13 protein-coding genes are annotated in these 19,418 nt (G+C 61.6%); 5 read left to right on the top strand and 8 right to left on the bottom strand.

Translation table 11 applies throughout. The annotated features are described in order from the left end of the window. Positions 1 to 31: 31 nt before the first annotated feature. Complete coding sequence (locus VHX65_11085; GenBank protein HEX3999086.1) at positions 32 to 1,063, bottom strand: methyltransferase domain-containing protein; 1,032 nt, start codon at positions 1,061 to 1,063, stop codon at positions 32 to 34. Between the two features lie 335 nt (positions 1,064 to 1,398). Between VHX65_11085 and VHX65_11080 the strand changes: the two genes are divergently transcribed. Then, entirely contained in the window at positions 1,399 to 2,043 is a 645-nt protein-coding gene (locus VHX65_11080) for an isoprenylcysteine carboxylmethyltransferase family protein (protein HEX3999085.1), read from the top strand. 153 nt (positions 2,044 to 2,196) lie between these two features. Here the strand turns inward: VHX65_11080 and VHX65_11075 are convergent, their stop codons facing one another. Continuing rightward, entirely contained in the window at positions 2,197 to 3,660 is a 1,464-nt protein-coding gene (locus VHX65_11075; protein HEX3999084.1) for an MFS transporter, read from the bottom strand. A 481-nt stretch (positions 3,661 to 4,141) separates the two neighbouring features. Continuing rightward, positions 4,142 to 4,843 (bottom strand): DUF6690 family protein, encoded by a 702-nt coding sequence (locus VHX65_11070; GenBank protein ID HEX3999083.1) that lies wholly within the window; start codon positions 4,841 to 4,843, stop codon positions 4,142 to 4,144. A gap of 408 nt (positions 4,844 to 5,251) precedes the next feature. On the opposite strand from VHX65_11070, the gene tatC reads away from it, so the two are divergent. The 3 genes from tatC (at position 5,252) to VHX65_11055 (ending at position 13,523) form a co-directional block, all read left to right on the top strand. Beyond that, positions 5,252 to 6,379, top strand: coding sequence for a twin-arginine translocase subunit TatC (gene tatC, locus VHX65_11065; protein HEX3999082.1), 1,128 nt, complete (start codon positions 5,252 to 5,254; stop codon positions 6,377 to 6,379). 401 nt (positions 6,380 to 6,780) lie between these two features. Continuing rightward, positions 6,781 to 12,489, top strand: coding sequence for a hypothetical protein (locus VHX65_11060; protein ID HEX3999081.1), 5,709 nt, complete (start codon positions 6,781 to 6,783; stop codon positions 12,487 to 12,489). A 47-nt stretch (positions 12,490 to 12,536) separates the two neighbouring features. Then, positions 12,537 to 13,523: a phosphoglycerate dehydrogenase gene (locus VHX65_11055; protein ID HEX3999080.1), complete on the top strand. Its 987-nt coding sequence runs from the start codon at positions 12,537 to 12,539 to the stop codon at positions 13,521 to 13,523. A gap of 133 nt (positions 13,524 to 13,656) precedes the next feature. Here the strand turns inward: VHX65_11055 and VHX65_11050 are convergent, their stop codons facing one another. The 5 genes from VHX65_11050 to VHX65_11030 form a co-directional block, all read right to left on the bottom strand. Next, positions 13,657 to 13,989 carry an iron-sulfur cluster assembly accessory protein gene (locus VHX65_11050; GenBank protein ID HEX3999079.1) on the bottom strand — a complete coding sequence of 111 codons (333 nt, stop codon included), beginning with the start codon at positions 13,987 to 13,989 and terminating at the stop codon, positions 13,657 to 13,659. 126 nt (positions 13,990 to 14,115) lie between these two features. Then, the gene (locus VHX65_11045; protein HEX3999078.1) at positions 14,116 to 15,303 is read right to left on the bottom strand and encodes an aminotransferase class V-fold PLP-dependent enzyme; all 1,188 of its coding nucleotides are present in this window, start codon (positions 15,301 to 15,303) and stop codon (positions 14,116 to 14,118) included. Positions 15,304 to 15,443: 140 nt separating this feature from the next. After that, entirely contained in the window at positions 15,444 to 16,055 is a 612-nt protein-coding gene (locus VHX65_11040) for a thiamine pyrophosphate-dependent enzyme (protein HEX3999077.1), read from the bottom strand. 128 nt (positions 16,056 to 16,183) lie between these two features. Then, positions 16,184 to 16,666 carry a hypothetical protein gene (locus VHX65_11035; GenBank protein ID HEX3999076.1) on the bottom strand — a complete coding sequence of 161 codons (483 nt, stop codon included), beginning with the start codon at positions 16,664 to 16,666 and terminating at the stop codon, positions 16,184 to 16,186. Between the two features lie 119 nt (positions 16,667 to 16,785). Then, positions 16,786 to 17,781, bottom strand: coding sequence for a sugar phosphate isomerase/epimerase (locus VHX65_11030; protein ID HEX3999075.1), 996 nt, complete (start codon positions 17,779 to 17,781; stop codon positions 16,786 to 16,788). 342 nt (positions 17,782 to 18,123) lie between these two features. On the opposite strand from VHX65_11030, the gene VHX65_11025 reads away from it, so the two are divergent. Continuing rightward, positions 18,124 to 19,284, top strand: a complete 1,161-nt coding sequence (locus VHX65_11025) for a DUF1570 domain-containing protein (GenBank protein HEX3999074.1) — start codon at positions 18,124 to 18,126, stop codon at positions 19,282 to 19,284. Positions 19,285 to 19,418 lie beyond the last annotated feature (134 nt).

Genomic DNA, 19,418 nt, shown 5'->3' with positions numbered 1-19,418 from the left:
CGGGCCGCCAGCAAACGCGGTGTTATTGGATTCACCGTGCGGCAGATTCAGTCTTGTGCAATTTGCCGGATTCTCCATTCGGCGTTCGTTGGACCGTAAGGCCCCAACTCATGCCGCGGTTGTGCTCGATAGCCCGCACCGTGCATTCTGGTATGTCGGCCAATCGCAATACCTCGTCGCGGCGCATGTAATACGCCACCGGGGCCAAAAGTTGGTCGAAAACGATGGCATGGATTTTCGCGAACGATGCCGGGTCCAGCCAACACATATACGCCGCGTACGGCAATCGCGCACCAAGCCACGGCAGCCGGTAAAGCGTCTTCGCGGCGAGCGCAACCGGTACAGCGGTCACGCCTGAAATAATTTTCAGCAGCGCCAAGGGCATCCGCGACGTAACCCGCCGGATCGGATTGAGCACCAGCAGCAACATCCGATTCCCTTCGCGACCGTATAGCCAGACATGGATCCATCCACCCGGCTTCACCTTTGGCGCCAATGCCTTAAAGCCGCATTGCGGATCGGGTAAATGGTGCAGCACGCCAAGAGAATAGGCGGCGTCGAATGCGCCGTTCTTGACGGGTGGATGGTAGATATCGCCCTGGACGATGCAGACATTTTCCAGATGCTTTGTGTTTGCAACCGCGGCATCGACCGCATTGCCAAGATCGAGACCGACGAGCCGGCCGACGCCGTGGGCCGCGGCAATCACGGCATGACGACCCATGCCGCAACCCGCGTCAAGCACCGTGAGGCCCTTTAAATCATCCAATCGGCTCGGGCTCATCCAAGTCGACATGCTTTGTTCTTCGACGGCCACGTCGAAGTCGGCAAAATGGTGCCATTCGAAACTGAACCGCTCGGCAGTGTTTTCGCGAATCTGCGAGCGGTTGCCATCGTCCGGCAAGAGGCGCGGGACGCCTCGGGTGATCGGAAATCGGGTTTCGCAGTTGCTGCAGGCCAACGACCCGTCGATCACATGGCCAGCATCAGCATGACTTTCGTCGATCCGCAAATCGGCGAGGCAGTTTGGACAACAAAGCAGATCGACGAATTCACGTCTCATAGTTCCGCCGGACAAGGAGTTGGCCGACTCGATCGCACGCCGATCGGCCGAATTCGTGGGATTTCAGATTTCCGGGTAAGCATCGATTGTAGCCTAAGTCCAGAAAATCGGCGAACAGCCGTAGCATTGCCTTCGACGGCGGAAGGAACGCCCCCGTTTCGGCCGTTGCACGTGGCTACGCCGTTTCACCATTCCGCATGGCCGATCGCCGGTTGTCGTGCTGGCTTTGACACAATCCAAATCCCCTGGTAGGCTCTCGCGCCTGCGGGAATCCGCATCAGGCGGTGAGTCCTTTGCCGCTAGCTGGGTCCGACGACTCGACCGGGACAAGTGTTATGGCCACGACGACGATGGTGGAAGATCGCACCCCAATGCGATGGAATTGGTTGGTGCGTTCGCGGGCCTGGGTCAGTTTGCTGATTATCGCCCCATTTGCGATCGGCTGCGTCTTTTCCAAGCCGCCCGCCGTCGAGGGCTCTTGGGGCGATCTGGGCTGCGATTTCATCGGCTGGTTTCTGTTCATGGTCGGCGCCGGATGGCGCTGGTGGGCCACGATCTACATCGGCGGCCGAAAGCATTGGATGATCGTCACCGATGGCCCGTATTCCGTCTGCCGCAATCCGCTGTACGTCGGCACGCTGTTCATGTCGCTTGCCGTCGTGTTCTTCCTTGAATCGTTCACACTTGGGCTGGGCCTGATATTGATGTCGGGCTACTACTTGTCGATCACCGTCTTGACGGAAGAGCAGATGCTGCGCGAGAAATTCGGCCAACCGTTCGATGAGTATTGCCAGCGTGTGCCGCGGTTCTGGCCGCGGTTTCGATTGCTGCAAACTCCCCAAAAGCTCATCGTGAGCGTACGCGGCTTGTGGTCGGAAGCGATGCGAACCAGTCGCTGGCTGTGGCTGCCGGTGCTGTGCGAACTGGTTTCCTATCTGCGCGCCGAAGCATGGTGGCCGCGGCTGTTCCACTTGCCATAAGCAAGGCGCTAGGCGCCGGTGTGCGCGATGGTTGCGGCTTTGGCCAAGCCCCGTTGGGGTAGGGCCGAATCTTATGCTCTCTACCCGGGGTAGTCCGCCGAGGCGGCCGACCCCAGGCTGTGGAGCGAAACCCCGTTGGGGTTTGCCGCACGCCTATGCCACTTGGCTGCCGCTCAGATCTTCGACGGCCGCGAAGGGTGGGATCATCTCGATGACCTGCGGGGGCGCCGCTAGGTCGACTTCCTCGTCGGCAAATTCAGCAGCCGCCGTTTCGGCGGGCGCGTCGGAAATGGTGTCGGCGATGATCGGTGGTGCCGCGGCCCCGATGCGCAGCAATAGCGGCATCGTCGCGAAGCGCGCGATCGCCGAGAGGCCAAATACGGCGAAATATCCGCCCGGCTCGCCGACGAACGCCAGAACCGCGCCGCCGCACAATGCGCCCGCCACGGTCGCTGCCGCATAGCCGATGTTGTAGAGCGTCAGCATTCCGATTCGCTGCCGCCGCTCGACGGCCTCGAAAAACATCAGCAGTGTTGCCAATTCGTAGGCCGCCCAACATACGCCGGAGATCACTTGCACGCTCAGCAAGTACGTCGTTCCCTGCGAAAGGATCCACAGCGTCGATAGCGGGATCACGGCAATTCCGCCAAACGTCAACAGCCGCCGGGCCCCAAAACGATGGGCCACCTTTCCGAGCGTCGGCAGCGCCACGGCCTTGGTGATCAATGCCGCCGAAACGATCAGCATGTATTTGAGATAGGAAAACTTCAGCAGCCCGAGCATGAAGGGAGCGTAAAACGGGCCCGCCGTTTGTGCCGCCATTTGCAGAGCCCACAGATAGACCAGCAACCGCCCCTCGCGATCTTTCCGCAACCGCCTGCAGGCGCCGCGCAACCCGGCAATCGAGCCCTGGGCGCCGACGTGCACCGGCTCGCTTTGAGCTAACAGAAAACCCGCGCTGATGAACCGGCAAATCGATGCGACGAGAAACAGCATGGCAAACGCCCATAGCGGCCGCCCGAGCGTCTCGCCGAATTCCAACGCCAGCCCGCCTCCGACAAAGCCGGCGAGGATTCCGGCTTGCAGGAATCGCGAGCGGCGGCCCATGTATCGGGCTCGAATTCGCTGCGGGACTAGTGTGTCGATCCAATGGTTCCACGCAGGCGTCGACGCCATTCCCGAAGCCCAATACACCGCCGCGAGCAGAAACAATAGTGCCGTGGAAATATGGCCGACCAGCGCCGCGGCCAGCATGGGCAAGAAGCTGATCGCCTGCACCGTCACGCAGCCGATCACCCAACGGCGATTCGAGCCGAGCCAGCGAATCGCGGCCGGCGAAATCAATTGCAACATCGCCCCGGCAAAGATCGGCACGCTCGCGATCAAGCCGGCCAGAACCTGCCCGGTGCCCAACGCCAGCGCGAACGCCGGCAAATACGTCTCGCCGATGCCGATCATGATGCTGCAAGCCAGCCCGTCGGCAACGCTGATGCGAAGATTCCGCCGCGTCTCGCTCTGGCGCTTGGGCGAAACTGGCGACGGCGACGTAACTGGCGACGGCGCGATGCAGACGCCCGTCGCCGCAATACACTCGGCTGTTTCTATCTCACAAGCCACGGAAAGATCGCCCGGTGTTCATCGAGTTGGAATATCCACGAGACGATCTCAACACGAGCAAGGACATTGGCCGGCCCGCAATGGTTCGCATCGCTCGCGGACTGCCGGTCGAACCGAATTGCGGTTGAGGTTGAGACCGCGTCCGAAAACTGAAATCCGATTTCGGTTTCCAAAGCGGGCGGCGGATCATACCGGACGAAGCCCGTCGTGAGAAGGTCCATCAGCACGACGGCGGAAGGCTGAGAAAACTGGGGGAATCGCACGGTTGCCGGCTCAGCTTACGATTCCCAGCCATCCCAAGCAACGGAAGCCGCGGCAATCCGCAGATTTTCGGAATTGCGTGTGCCAATTTGATCGAGGGCGGGTGCCGCAAAATCGACTGGCGCAATCTGCATTGCTCGGATAAGTTGACGATGGTTCCCCGCCAGGGAGGTCGTCATCCATGGATCCCAATCAAGGAATGCAATGAAAACACCGGGTTCTAATGCCCTGAGGCGTCGTTCATCGCCAACAGCACCTCGAAGCGGGCGTTCGGGGCGTCGGCGCGGATTATCCGGGCCGGGCGAATTTGCAACTCGCTCGTTGCTCGGCCGTTCCAGCGAATTTGATACAGCCACATGCCCGGATCGTCGCTCGTTTGCTTTACGAAACCGTAGCGGCTTGCCAACAGCGTAATGAGCTTGCGGGCGTCGCCCGTCGTGCCTTGAAATGTGATTCGTTGGCACAGGTGCTCGCGGTTGAAATAGTAGGTGAGCGAGCCGGCAACATCGTCTTGTTGAGTGCCCGACATGAACGCCACGCGAAAGCCCTGCAGGCCCGCGTCGGGCAGCCCGGCCGTGACTCGCGGCCAGCGTCCCAAGATCCAAGACGCGGTTACGTCGAATCGCAGCGCATCCGACATTTCGACGACTGGCGGAGCGTTTATTTCCGCATCCGTGGCCGGCAGCCCGGCGATCGACGGCAGGGGGGCAACGCCGTCGAGCGATGCGGCAGCGTTCGCATAGGCGGCGGTTGTCGGATACGCGGCACCGGGAAATCCGGCCGGATTCGCTGGGCCACCGTTTGCCGCGGCCCCATTGGGCTGTCCGGCAACTTGCCGCGGTTTGCCCCATTCGTTCGCCGCATAGGGAACACCGACCGCGGCACACATCGCGACGAAAAACAGCATCCCGCGGCGAAACATGCTTTGATCTCACACAAGGATCGGTCGTCCTCCGCCTGAAATCGGCAACCGGTCGCCGACAACTTGCCGCCGAAACCGCACCGCCGGGCGATCGCTCCCCGCGGACAGGCTTGCGCTGCCGCTAGAATCTGCATTCGCGGAGCGGCAGGCCGCGCTGTATTACCCAGGGGTGTCGTGGTGGCCCGGCTGAGAGGGCTCTATGGCTCGCGGCCATTCCTGGTGGTATCATTGGTGCTTCCTTCCCAGGTTCCCACCTCTTTCCGCGCCTGCCCCGTCGCATCGGCTCCCGCGGAAGCTAATTTTCCTATTGAGGGTAGGATTGCCAATTGAACAGGACGACCAAGCGGGAGCCTGGCATTTTCACGTTTCGGGTCGCAGTTGTTCAAATCTCAATCTGTTGCTCAATAGATGGCCGAATTAAACGAAGACGACCTGTTCCGCCACAGTTCGATGAGCTTCGGGGAGCACCTCGAAGAACTGCGGACCCGGCTGTTTCGCGCGGCGATGTGGTTGTTTTTCGGCGTGATCATCGGCTTCGTCATTGGCCAATGGGTCATCCAGCTCATCGAAGCCCCGATGGAAAATGCGCTGGCGAATTTCTATGAGCAGAAAGCCCGTGCCGAGCTATTGGCAAAGGGAGAGCTTCCGCCACTCGACCAGCGGCTAATCAACGACGGCTTCATCAGCGAAGAGGTGTACATTCAGCCGACGGTGGTGCTCAAGGAGCTTTCGCACACATTTCCGGAATTATCAAAATTGCCGGACGTGTCAAAATCAGCCGGCGACGCGAAACCGCCGGCCGGCGATGCCGCGAATCCGCCAGGCGATGCGGCAAAACCACCCGGCGACGCCGCAAAGCCGACCGGCGCCGCTGCCAGCGCCGCCGCTCCCTCGCCGAACGATGCCAAGCTGCTGCCGATCATGATTTGGCGCGAGAGCAAGAACGACCCGCGCGTGCAGCTCCAGTCGTTCAATGCGATCGAGCCGTTCATGATTTATCTCAAGGCGGCGATGCTGACAGGCGTGATCCTCGCCAGCCCGATGATTTTTCGCGAATTGTGGCTATTCGTTGCCGCCGGCTTGTATCCGCATGAGCGGCGTTACGTCTATATTTTTCTTCCGTTCAGCATCGGGTTGTTCCTGGCGGGAGTGTTGATGGGGTTTTTCGTGGCGTTTCCAATCGTATTGAAGTTCCTCTTAGGCTTCAATCAATATCTCAATATCAATCCGCAGCAGCGCATCGAGGAGTTTTTCAGTTTCGTGCTGTTTTTGCCGTTGGCGTTTGGCGTCGGGTTTCAATTGCCGCTGGTGATGCTATTCATGAATCGGATCGGCTTGGTGTCGGTGCAAGCGTATCGAAAGCAATGGCGGATCGCCATTCTGGCGATTTTCGTGATCGCGATGATCTTGATGCCGTCACCCGACGTTTCGAGTATGGCCCTTCTGGCAGTGCCGATGTCGCTGCTCTATTTTGGCGGGATTGCGCTCTGTGCCTACACCAGCGGCCGCCGCCCGGCAGGCCTCGGCGGCGAATAGCCGGCTCGGTCATACGGCACGGTTGGGTGTCACTGCTGGCTTATCCAGTAGAAGGCAGTGTGCCATTGGCAAGCGAAGTCTGCCAGTGGAATCGCCGCAAGCGCGCGGAAGCGCCACAAATCGCCGCCGCTCCGCCCCAGGCAAAAATTCGCCACCTCAAACGGCGCGCCGCCACTGGCAGACTGCGCTCGCCAGTGCCACACCGCCGCGTGGAGCGCGGTCCGAGCAATGATCGCTGTTGCCCTGGAATCGGTCGGCGGGTTATACCTGAGATACGGACTTTGAGGATGTGAAAGAATGGGGACGGGCACCTCACGGAAACCATTTTTTCGAGGTTTTTTCGACCGGGTTCGGAGCCAGTCGCCATTCTTTCACAAGCTCTCTCTGGTGAACGGTCGCACATGACGGATCAAACGCAAGCAATCACGGTCCCGCACGCGTCGCGGTCTCGAAATCCGCTCGGGCGAAGCACATGGCGGGCCCCGCCATTGGCCGCTTGGGCACGGACGCGATATGTCCGTCGCGGGCTGGTGACATTGCTTCTGTTGGGGATGATCGCGGCGTTCGGCTGGCTGGTGTTTCGTCCGCTATTTCACACGAACGCGCAGATGGCATTTCTCAGCGGCACGGATTACCACGCGCTCGAAGCCCCGCCGGTGCCGTTTGCCTTGGAAGATTTCGAGGCGATGAAAGGCCGCAACGGAGTGAGCCCGTTTCTGGCGCGGCAAGGTTCGCAAACCGGCCCGTTGGCTTGGCGAAATCTGCAGAGTCCGTCGGCGATGGGCTCGCTCGGGCCGGCGATTGCCGACGCAGTGCCGAACGGCGACGGCGTGATGATGGTCTACGTCGACGCGCACGGCGTGTCCGACGACGGAGTGCCATATCTGCTTTGCCGCAATTTCGATCCGGCCAACCCTGCCGCCGGGCGTTATCGAGTTCGCGATCTGCTCGCACAGCTTAGCGCATCCACGGCATCGGTGAAGCTCCTGGTTCTCGACTCCGGCCGGATTCCCTGCGATCCGCGGCTGGGGCTGTTGGTGAATGAATTTCCGCGGCTTTTGCAGCACGAAGTCGTGGCGACCGGCGATCCATCGCTGTGGGTGCTCGATTCGAATGCCGCATTTCAGCGGTCGCATGTGTCATGGTCGCTCGAGCGCTCGGTGTTCAGCTTTTTCGTGGTGCGCGGATTGCGCGGGGCGGCCGATCTAAACGATGATCATAGCATCGATCTCGACGAATTGTTCCGTTACGTCGCTACGAACACGGCCGCCTGGGTGCGTGAGGCGAGCGGCGGACGAGAAGCGCAAACACCGATACTGCTATGGGGCGGTGGAGCGGATTGGTCGCAAGTCGATCCGCCGGTGCTGATGCCCGCGCCGTACGACATTGCAGCAAGCGTGCATTTGCCAAATTCGCCGGGCGGTTCCGGCGGCTTGGCAAATTCTCCCTATGGTTCGGAAGTGCACCATGAACTTTCGCCGCTGGCAAAGATTGCCTCGAAAAAGGCCACGAAGAAGGTGCCAGGCGCGAAAGCAGCCAAGCGCTCGATCAAGACCGGCAAGAAAGTGTCCAAGGAGATTCAGGGTCCCAATCAAGCAGCGCAAGGGGGAGCAAAACACGCCGCGCCGGCAAATCAGCCCGCTGGAGGCCAACAACCGGCCCAACCGACCGCCGCCCCCGGGGGCGATAAAGCAGCGAACGCAACACCAAGTGCCGGCCCACCCGAAGCACCCGCGGCGATTCCGCCGGCCGATTCCGGCGCAAACCCCGGCGAGAAGCCGGCCGCGACCGCAGAGAATGGCGCCGCCGCAAGTGCCGGCACCGCCGCCGCGACGCCAAGCAGCCCAGCGCCGGCGAGTGCCGATAGCGGCAAGTCTCCCGCCTCAAAGACTGCTTCGCCCCCCGTTTCCACCGACGATTCATCGGAACAAGCCGCTCAATTGCTGCTCGATTGCTGGAAATGGCGCGACCGATCGGAAGCCGCCGACGATGAGCCTCGCCCTGTCGACTATGCACCGCAACTTTGGCATGAATATCAATCCTGGTTGCTGGCCGAGGAACATCTCGAAATGGCGGGCGGGGAAACCGACCAGGATGCAATGGCCGAGCGGCTGCGGAAATTGCTGCCACGCTTTGGCCAGTTGCCTCGCGTCGCTCCGCTCGATGAGGATCAGCCGCCGGATTTTGCCGCGCAAATCGCAGCATTCGCGCCGCGGTTGCCCGCGGGCGTCGATGGCCCCAACTCGCTTGCTATGGCGCGGCTGTACGCCGATCGCGGCAGCGAACCGCTCACGCCCGACGTTGTGGCCGCAAGCCAGGCGATCGACCGTTTCAGCCAAGACGGCACATTGCCCGAGTTCACCGCCTGGGTGGCCAAATTGAATCCCCAATTGGATCGCTTCGCCGAAGTGCGTTTGGCGCGTTCGCTGTCGACAGCGGCGAAGGCCCCATCCGGCGAGATCAATTGGCCGGCGGTTCAACTGGCGCTGCACGCCGAGCGGCTGGCGCAGCAGGTGGTCACGATCGAAGCGTCGCTGCTGCCGTGGATTCATCACCGCGTCGAAACGGCCGATCGGCTTCGTTTGGCCGGCGAGCGAATTCTCGAAGACGGCGTCGGCACGGATCGACAGGAGCGGGGCAGTAGCCTTTTGCGGCAAGCCATCAATTTGTATCAACAGGCTGCCGACGATGCATCGGTGGTGGCCGGTGCAATCGAATTGCAGAACGATTTGTTGAACCGCGCACCGTACTACGTGGCTTGGTACGATCCGATCGTGATTGCGCCGTCGCCCGAAACGCCGCATCCGGCCGACATGCTCACCTTGTTCGACGATATGGCGGCTCTGTCGGCCGCGCTCGATTCGGCCGATCCCGCCCAACTGGATCAGATTCGCAATCTGACGGCTCAGATGACGCCGCTGGTGGAGCAAGTAGAAAGCGGGCTCGGTGATATCGCGGTGGCCGCATTGGCGAGCCGTGGCTCCGCGGGTCGCCTGAGCCGCATCGAATCGCTGCTTTCTACGCCGCTGCCGAACGCCGAGATTCGCGAGACACTTCTAGTCGCTCTCAGCGACGCGGATACGCGCCTTGCAAAAAGCTACCGTCCGGCCCTCGTTCCAGGCGAAATCGAGCCGCCGCCGCCGGCGACGCCCGACCAATGGCGTCAAGTCGAATCGCGAGCCAGATTGGAGCTGATGCTCGCGCGGTTGGCGACGGGCGCGAGCGAAACAACCGGGTCCGCCGATTCGCCGGCCGCAAAGGCGATCGCGCCGCTCGCAGATGCCTACGCCGCGCTGCACACCGCGATCCAATCGCTCGCCGCGGCGTCGGCCGACCCGTTAGTGAGTTCGGCTAGTTCGGCCGAGGATCCAGTCGCCGGAAATCCAGCCGGCGCGGAGCACTCTGATGCGAAGGCCACCGATGCCGCTCAATCCGCCGCACAGGCGTCCGACGCGGTGTGGCTCGCAGCGCGGCATTTTGGCGCCGCGATGCGCGAATTCGATCGCGGCTTGCCTGGGCAAATCGAAACTGCGATTGATGCAAATTCCGATCTCTCGCTCCGAGCCAGCCGCCCCACGCGGCTTGCGACACTTCGCCAATCCGTTCGAGCGCTGCAGCTGGTCGATGCCCGGGACGTAAAGCAATTGAGCGATGCCAACCCGATCGCCGCGCTGAGCAATACCGACATGTTCGATCTTCTCGCATGGGAGGAGCAACGGCTCGAGGCGGCCGCGGCCGATGCACCTTCGGCCGATTCCGATTATCTCGCCGACGCCGCTCGATCGTATCGTCTGCAAGCGGAGCAAATTCCGCATCAACCGCCGCTGCCGATTCTGGGCGACATGCCGCTGCAGTTGACCGGTCCAACAACGGTCGGCCTGACCACCATGCCGGAGCAAGTCGCCGATATCGTAGTCCGCCGCACCGGAGCCGACACGGCGCCGGTATGGCTGATGGTCGATTACGACCCCAACATGATCGAGGTGGCGCCGCCGACGAAGCCGGTAATTTATCAGCAGCCGCTACTCGAGGCGGAGCCGCTCGCCACGGGTCCGGCCGCCGACGAGCAACTTCCCTTGCGACCGGATCGCCTCGGCTTGGCGTCGAGCCTATTGCTGCATGCCGGCGATAGCGAACCGTTCCGATTGACGATTCGCGCCAAGCCGGGAGCCCGGCAGTCGACGCGCTTGATCGTCAAAGCGATTTCCGCCGATGCCTATTTGCGGCACGAGATTGAAGTGATCCTCCCGCCGCCCGAAACCTTGGAATTGGCGGTTGAAGGCACACCGGGCACATGGACGCCCTCGGCAACACGCGTGCAGTTGAATCCATTCCCGAATCGGAAGACGATTTATCGACTTGGGCTCGTGAACCGAGGTTTGACGGATCGCACGGTCGATGTGCAATTGCTGAGTGCGGAACACGCCCCGGTTGTCCTCCCGCCGCCGACGGCCCTTTCGGCCGGCGACGCGGCAATCGTGCTCAGCCGATTCGGCACGACGGTGCCGCTGGTGTCGCTGGAAAAGATAGCAGTGCCGACGGGTGGCCGCGTGGTTGCGCTTCCGTTTCCGCCGCCGCCGAAAACGCCGGGAGAGAAAAAGCCCGACGACGCCGCACCGCCCGCTGGCGAAGAGGGCGGTGCGGGCGGCGACAACGCCAAGGCCGCGCCCGCTCCGCTTGCGCCACTCAGAACGCCGCTCGAACACGGTTTGGTGGCGGTAATCATGGATCATCAGACGCAATTGACGACGGTCCGCTGGCTCGATGTCGCGCCGCAGCGGCCGCGGCGATTCGTTCATGCCCACCTGGCTTACGATTTCGACGCGGGCCGGCTGCGAATTCGGGTCCAACCGCAGGATAAATCACTCCTGCCGCCAGGCATCGTGCATGTGCATGCCGATTTGGTTCCGGCGCCGCCCGCCGGAACGCAAACGCGATTGGATGGCGACCTGCTCGCCCCCGACTACGAGGCGAATCTGTATGCCGACGTCGTGCCCCAACCCGGCAAGACTTTGACGGTTCGCATTTCGATCGATGGTTATCCGCGTGGGTTTGTGTTCAAGGTGCCGATCGGCATGGAATCGCCTGACGTGGCCGAGTCGCTCGACTTGCGAGAATTTCGCATTCTCCTGCCGTTATCCGGTGCGGCATATAAGGCGCCGATCGACAGTTTGCCGGCCGATTTCGAGGTCGATTCGCCGCTCGGGGCGTTCGACAACCCGGACGACATGGTGGAGATCGGGATCGACGTGAATCGCCAGCGCGATTTGCGCGGCGACCGCACCGTTCGGCTGAACAATGACCGGCAAGTTGCGATCGGGCTGGACCGCGTGGCGCCCGATGGCCTGCTGACGCTCGAGGCCCGCGTCGGCGACTTCCACCAGTTCCCCGTGCCGGTGCCCGGGCTGCGCAATGCCCGCGTGGAATTGCTGGGCCGCGTTTTCGCGGGCGGCAAACCTGGATGGAGCAACCCAGTCGACATCGTGCTCGATGGTTCGCCGCCGCAGATCGAGCGCGTCGAGTTACGGCCGCCGGTGGTCGTGATCGGCCCGAAAGATGAAGAGGTTTCGGTTTGGGCCACCGACAACGAGTTGAGCGGGGTTTCGAAAATCGAGGCGGCATTCGATCCGCTGGGAACCGGGCATTTCGGCGGCACCGCCCCGGCCGTGCTGATGGACCGCAATAGTGCCGGCTATTGGACGACCAAGCTGCCGACCAAACTGCTCAACCCGGGCGATGTTACGCTTTTGATTCGCGCGACCGACGAGGTCGGAAACGAAAGCGCTTTCACGAAAGTGAAGTGCCATGTGATCACCCTGGATCAAGCGAAAACACAAGACTCGAGCGAAACATCGCGGCTGACGGGCACGGTGTTTTTCGGTCCCGATCCGATTCCCGCCGTCACGTTGACGCTCACCGGCGATCCGAAAGTGAAAATCGATCCGGTGAAATCCGATGAGCATGGCAATTTCACGTTTCCCACGGTGCCGCCCGGCAAATACAAGCTCTCCGCCGCCGGCTTGATCCACAACAAGAAGCGCAAGACCGACGAGGATATTACGGTCGAAGCAGGCTTGAATCCGAAGCCGGTGAAAATCGTGCTGAAGTAGCTCGATGGATTGCGGTTGTCCCGTCGCATCTCTCCCCTTGGATTCCAATGCCTCGCATCCTAATCACCTCGCCGATTCTTCAACACGCGCCGGGGCCCTATCGCGATCTGCTCGAAACGGCTGGGATGGAGGTCGTTTATCTTCCCCAGGGCGCGAAGCTATTCGAGCCGGCGTCACTGATCCGCTTGCTGGATGGCATCGACGGAACGCTCGCCACGGTCGAACCATATTCGCGCGAAGTGATCGCCGCGACGCGCCTGCGCGCAATTGCCCGGCACGGAGTCGGCTACGATGCGATCGATGTCGCGGCGGCGACGGATCATGGTGTCGCGGTGGTGATTGCCGCGGGCACGAATCACGATTGCGTTGCCGAGCAAACGGTCGCATTGCTGCTGGCCGTGTTTCGCGGCGTGCCGGCTCGCGATCGATCGATGCGGGCTCGCAAATGGGAACGAAGCCGGCTCTTGCCCCGCCTGGCCGGTCGAACGCTTGGCATCGTCGGCCTTGGGCGAATCGGCCGGGCTCTCGCGCCGCGCGCCATCGGGCTGGGATTGAACGTGATCGCGCACGATCCAGTTGCTGAGGCTGCGTCGACCGCAAAATTGGGTGTGCGCCTCGTGCCGCTCGACACGCTATTGGCCACGGCCGACATCGTCAGCCTGCATTGCCCCGTCACGCCGCAGACGGCGCTCATGATCAACGCCCAGTCGCTCGAGCGAATGAAGGCCGGCTCGGTGCTTTTGAACACATCGCGCGGTGGGCTGGTCGACGAAACGGCCCTTGTGGCGGCGTTGAAAAGCGGCCATCTATTCGGGGCTGGGCTCGATGTGTTTCAACAGGAACCGCCGCAGCCCGATAACCCGATGCTCGATCTTGAAAACGTCGTGCTTTGCCCGCACATGGCCGGGCTAGACGACGAGTCGGTCGTGGCGATGGCCACTCGGGCGGCCGAAGGCTTGGTCGCGCTCTACCAAAACCGATGGCCCGAAGGCTGCGTGGTGAACAACGAAATCCGGCCACGCTGGAAATGGTGACCACAAAAAAGCCCAGCGAAAGCCCATAACGCACGTGCCATTGGCGACCGCGCTACTGGCCTTCGTTGGGCTTGAAGCGAGATTGATGCCGCCACCTAACCGCGGTGGAACGCAGTTCGCGCTGCCGATCAGCTTACGCGTGGAACGAACTGCCGCAGCCGCAGCTCTTTTGTGCGTTCGGATTGTCGAACGTGAAACCGCGCCGGCTGATGTCTTCGAAAAAGTCGACCGTCGTGCCGTCGAGGTAGAGGTCGCTCTTCTTGTCGACGACCACCGTGACGCCGAAGCAGTCCTTTTTTGCATCTTCCTTGGCGTCGAACTTGTCGTCGAAGCCGAGGGCGTATTGGAATCCGCTGCAACCGCCGCCCGCCACGCCGATGCGGAGCATCGTCTCGGCCGGCATCTTCTGGTCTGCAACGATCTTCTGAACTTCCTTCGCGGCCCGTTCGGTTAGCATCACTGACATCTTGGCTCTCTCAAAAGGAGATTGGATCGTACCTACCGCCCTAGTAACGAAATTATATACCCGGATTCGGCGGAGCAAGTCAACAATCGGATTTGCCTGGGTCGGCCACCGGATCAGTCATCCATCTTACGCCAAACTACTCATCTGCCGCAATCGGACCACCGATTCAACCACCGTGCGCACAGCAAAGTCGATTTCTTCATCGGTGTTGTACCGGCCAAGGCCGAAACGCAAGCTGGCACGAGTGAGATCGTCGTCGAGCGCCAGAGCTCGCAGCACATGGCTCGGCTCGGGGTTGGCTGAGGTGCAAGCGCTGCCAGAACTGACGGCCAGATCCTTCATGCTCAACAACAGTGCCTCGCCATCGACATAGGCCAACGAGACATTCAGATTGTTCGGCAACCGCAGCCCAGGCCGGTCGAGGGCAGGGCCATTTAACGCCACGCCGCTCAGTTCGCGCTGCAGCCCCGCGAATAGCCGATCGCGCAACGCGGCCAGACGAACCGCTTCGGTCGGCATCTCGGCCAACGCAAGTTCAACCGCCGCCGCGAAGCCGACAATCCCCGGCACATTGAGCGTTCCGCTGCGCAAGCCGTGTTCTTGCCCGCCGCCGTCGATTTGCGATTCAAGCCGCAGCGGCGGCCGGCGGCGAACGTACAACGCTCCGATCCCCTTCGGCCCGTAAATCTTATGCGCCGAGAAACTCAACAGGTCGACCTGCAACGCTTCGACATCGACCGGAATTCGCCCGACCGCCTGCGTGGCGTCGCAATGCAGAGGCACGCCCGATGCGCGGCAGACGGCCCCGATCTCGGCAATCGGCTGAATCGCCCCGATTTCGTTGTTCGCAAGCATCACCGACACGAGGATCGTATCGTCGCGAATCGCGCCGGCCACTTGCTCGGCCGAGATCAATCCGGGGCGAGCGCTGCTGCCCGGTTCGACCGGCAAGAGCGTCGTCTCGAAGTCGTGCCGCGCCAAATGCCCGAGCGTGTCGAGCACCGCTTTGTGTTCGGTGGCGACACTGATAAGGTGGTTTCCCTTGCAACGATTTCGCTGGGCCACGCCGCGAATTGCCAGATTGTCGCTTTCCGTGGCGCCACTGGTGAAGACAATTTCGCGCGGCTGAGCCCCGATGGCGGCCGCGATCGCCTGGCGAGCCCGATCGACGGCCTCTTTTGCCTCCCAGCCGAAGCTGTGGCTGGTGCTGCCGGCATTGCCATACTGCTCGCTGAAATAGGGCAACATCGCCGCCACTACCCGCGGATCGACCCGGGTCGTGGAATGGTTGTCCATGTAGACAGGCAATTGCATCGGGACGAACCTTAACGCGAATCAGACGGATCGGACAAGTGCGCGCGTATGAGCGAATGCATTATACGCTTGCCGGCGGTGCCGAACGGTTCCGCACCCGCGCCGAATTTCAGATGCCGAAGTTATTTTTCAGCGGCAGCCTAGCGAAGCGGCGCGCTCAGCGCCGCGCGGAGCTTTTCTAGCCGAGGGCCAATCGGCCCGGGGACATTGAGAAAATAGTCGCCGCGGACCGGCTCCGCAGCAAGCACGATGCAGCCCGGGCCGGGGCGCTTGAGAACCGCTGTCGCTTGCTCCTGCCAGACGGCCAGATCATCGAAGTGCTCGACGCTCGCAAACCCCGCTCCTCGGGCCATCGCGGCGAAATCGACGCCGGCAATTGCGGCGGCCGTCCGCTGTCCGCCGGTCACCTCATAAACGCCATTGTCGATCACAATCAACGTCAGGTTCTTTGCTCCCGCGGCAACGATCGTCACCAGGCAACCGAGGTTCATCAACAGTGATCCATCGCCGGTGAAAGCAATCACCTCGCGGGCCGGCTGGGCAATGGCCAGTCCGAGTGCAACCGTCGGCGACTGGCCCATCGACGAGGGGAGATAGTGCAAATCCAACGGATGGTGCGAGAGCCGCGGCCATTCGCGAGCCGTGCCCATCGTCGTGACGACAATCTCGTCGGTTCGCAGACGCTGCACAACTTGCAGCGCGGCGACCAGTGGCATTTGGCGGCGAGCGGGGACAGAGGTCGAAGTTTGCATGATGGGCTTCCGGCCTTGGTTTGATTCAGCAACGCGCGAACCGTAGGCGAGCAACAAGCCGAGTCCGCCTGGCAGACCCCCGTGCTGTCATCCGTCCGGCAGCCTACAGCCTGTAGCCTACAGCCTGCTTACATCCGTCCTTCGGCCAACAGCGCGATGCCGGGCTTTCCGGCCGCGCGACATTTCAAAATGTGGTGGCGCAGTTGCGGCGTTTGGTCAGTTCGCGGCAAGAGCACATAGTCGAGTCCCCACGCCTGCAGAATCGGCTCGGCGAAATATTTGGCGGTGTCGGTCGTGTTTTCCACCAAGTAACTTCGATGCCCGACGATGGCAAACAGCGGCAGACGTAGGTCGAAGAGGAAATTTCGCAACGAATCGCCGGAATCGAAAACGCCGGTGGTTTGCATCACGATCATCGGCTGCGCACCGCCGAGCAGCAAACCGGCCGCCAATCCCCACGCCTCGCTTTCCCGGCAAACCCGCAACAATCGAAATGCCGACGACGATTCGAGCGCCGCTTCCCATGGCCCTAACCCCGAATCGGGAAGCCACACGACATGCGTCGTTCCCAATTCGGCCAGCAAGGCAGCGACTTCGGCAGCGGGGAGCATAGGTTCGGGTTAGGGGGGCTAGCGTTAGGGGGTTCGAGATGCGCAAGCGGATGGGCCGCCGGTAGAAGCCAGCGGGACGGTGTTGGCCGATAGCCTCACAGCGTCGCGCCCCTCGCAGCCTATTCCGCAAATGCGGCGTCGAATTGGACGTTGCTCGGGGTGAAGTCGAGCCGCTGCACGAATTCGCAGGCCTCGCGGGCGCCGTGCTCGCGGTCCATGCCGACATCTTCCCATTCGACCGACAACGGTCCGTCGTAGCCGATCTGGTTCAAAGCGCGAATGATCTCTTCGAATTCGACGCCGCCGCGGCCGGGCGAACGGAAGTCCCAACCGCGCCTCGGATCGCCGAAATTCAGATGGCTTCCCAAAATGCCGCTCTTTCCGTTGAGCGTCACGATCGCGTCTTTCACGTGCACGTGATAAATCCGATCGGGGAATGCGCGGATGAACTCGACCGGATCGACGCCTTGCCATAGCAAATGGCTTGGATCGAAATTGAAGCCGAATTCCTCGCGACGATCGAGGGCCGCCAAAGACCGCTCGGCCGAGTAGAGATCGAACGCGATTTCCGTCGGATGCACTTCGAGGGCGAACTTTACGCCGCACTGGCCGAACACGTCGAGAATCGGGTTCCAGCGCTCGGCGAGCAGCTCGAAACCCGCCTCAATCATTTTCTGCGGCACCGGCGGGAAGGAATAGTTGAGGTGCCAGATGCTCGAGCCCGTGAAGCCGTTGACGATGCTCACGCCGAGCTTCTGGGCGGCTCGGGCCGTGTTTTTCATTTCTTCGATGGCTCGGGCATTCACGCCCGCCGGATCGCCATCGCCCCAGACGTAAGGGGGCAAAATCGACTTGTGCCGCTCGTCGATCGGATCGAGCACCGCCTGACCGACCAAGTGGTTGCTAATCGCATGCACCTCCAAGTCGTAGCGCTCCAATAGATCGCGCTTGGCGGCGCAATAGCCGTCGTCGGCCAATGCTTTGTCGACTTCGAAGTGATCGCCCCAGCAGGCCAATTCCAGGCCGCGATATCCAAAATCGCTTGCCTTGCGAACCATGTCTTCAAACGACAGATCGGCCCATTGGCCGGTAAACAAGGTGATAGGGCGAGTCATGCGATTTTGCTCCGGGGATTTGAGGCTGAAGGCGGAAGGCTACAGGCACGAGGGCGGCGGGCTCAATTAGGACATGCGCGGCGCGTTTCGGCTTGCGGCCTGTAGGCTTGAGCCCGCGGCGTTGTTTCCGGCTATTGTGGCAAATCCGCGGCGGATGGCAACGGTCCGGTTCGGAAGATTTCGCGCCTTTTGTCGTCCGGAGGCGGACGAAAGTGCCGATTGCGCCGGCAATCCCACCCGCGCAGATTCGCCAATCGCTTTTATCCCATGGCGCGGGCGGCTACAATAATTTAGCGATCATAAATTCTCTCCCCGCTTTCCCGCCTCGTCAGGCTCGTCTGCATGCGTCTAGCACGATTCCATTTTGTGCTCGCGGCGATCCTTCTTGCGGCACTTGCGCCGGTTGCAAATGGGAATGCGGCGGGCGACGACCAAGTGACTTTCCTGCGCGATAAATCGCAGCAAACCATCGGCGGAAAGCTTCTGGTCACTGCGCAGGACGGCGGGCTGATGCTCCTGTCGCCCGACGGAATGCTCTGGAACATCGAGCCGAACGAAATCGTCAGCCACACGCACGACAATCAGGCGTTTGCTCCGCTGTCCGCCGCCGAGGCGGGCAAGCGCGTGCAAGCCGAACTGCCCGGCTTCCAGGTTCTTGCAACGGCCCACTACGTCATCTGCTACGGCACGAGCCGGGTGTATGCCCAGTGGGTCGGGGCGCTTTACGAACGACTTTACAACGCTTTTGCGACCTATTGGCCGAGCCACGGCGTCAAGCTGCATGATCCGGAATTGCCGCTGGTGGTGCTCGTTTTTCCCGACCAGGAATCGTATGCCGCGCACGCCAAGGCGGAGATCGGCGAGGCGACGAAATCGATCATCGGCTTCTACAGCCTGCGCAGCAACCGAGTGACGATGTACGATCTGACCGGTGTCGAAGCGGTGCGCCGGCTCGGCGGCCACCGCGGTTCGGCCGGCGAAATCAATCAGCTCCTTGCCCAGCCCGAGGCCGCGGCGATGGTGGCCACGATCATCCACGAAGCGACGCACCAATTGGCGTTCAATCGCGGTCTGCAAGCGCGGTTTGCCGATGTGCCGCTGTGGGTCAGCGAGGGAATCGCGCTCTATTTCGAAACGCCCGATCTGCACAATTCACGCGGCTGGCAAACCGTCGGCGCGGTGAATCGCCCCCGGCTGGATCGGTTTCGCCAGTATTTACGCGAGCGGCCGACCAAGTCGTTGGAATCGCTGATGATAAACGACCATCGCTTTCGCGACGCGCGCCAAGCCCTTGATGCCTATGCGGAAGCTTGGGCGCTGACGTATTTCCTGGTCCACCAAAAACCGAAGCAGTATACGGAATTCGTGGAAACGATGGCGGCCAAGAAGGCGCTGTTCACGGTAACGCCGGAGCAACGGCTCGCCGAGTTCAAACTCGCCTTCGGCAACGATCTGGGCCGCCTCGATACCGAGTTCGTGAAATATATGCAGCGGATGCGATAGTGAGAGACCGGCGACACTGGCCCGAAGCGTTAGCGAGGGAGCGCCGCAGCTTGACGTTTCCCTCGCTAACGCTTCGGGCTAGTGTGCTGTGTTTGATAGATCCACGATTTGAGTTTTCCACCCCGCGATTCATT

This window comes from Pirellulales bacterium, assembly GCA_036267355.1.
Lineage (GTDB): Bacteria > Planctomycetota > Planctomycetia > Pirellulales > DATAWG01 > DATAWG01.
The sequence above is the reverse complement of the archived record's forward strand: the minus strand, read 5'-3'. Positions and strand labels throughout refer to the sequence as shown.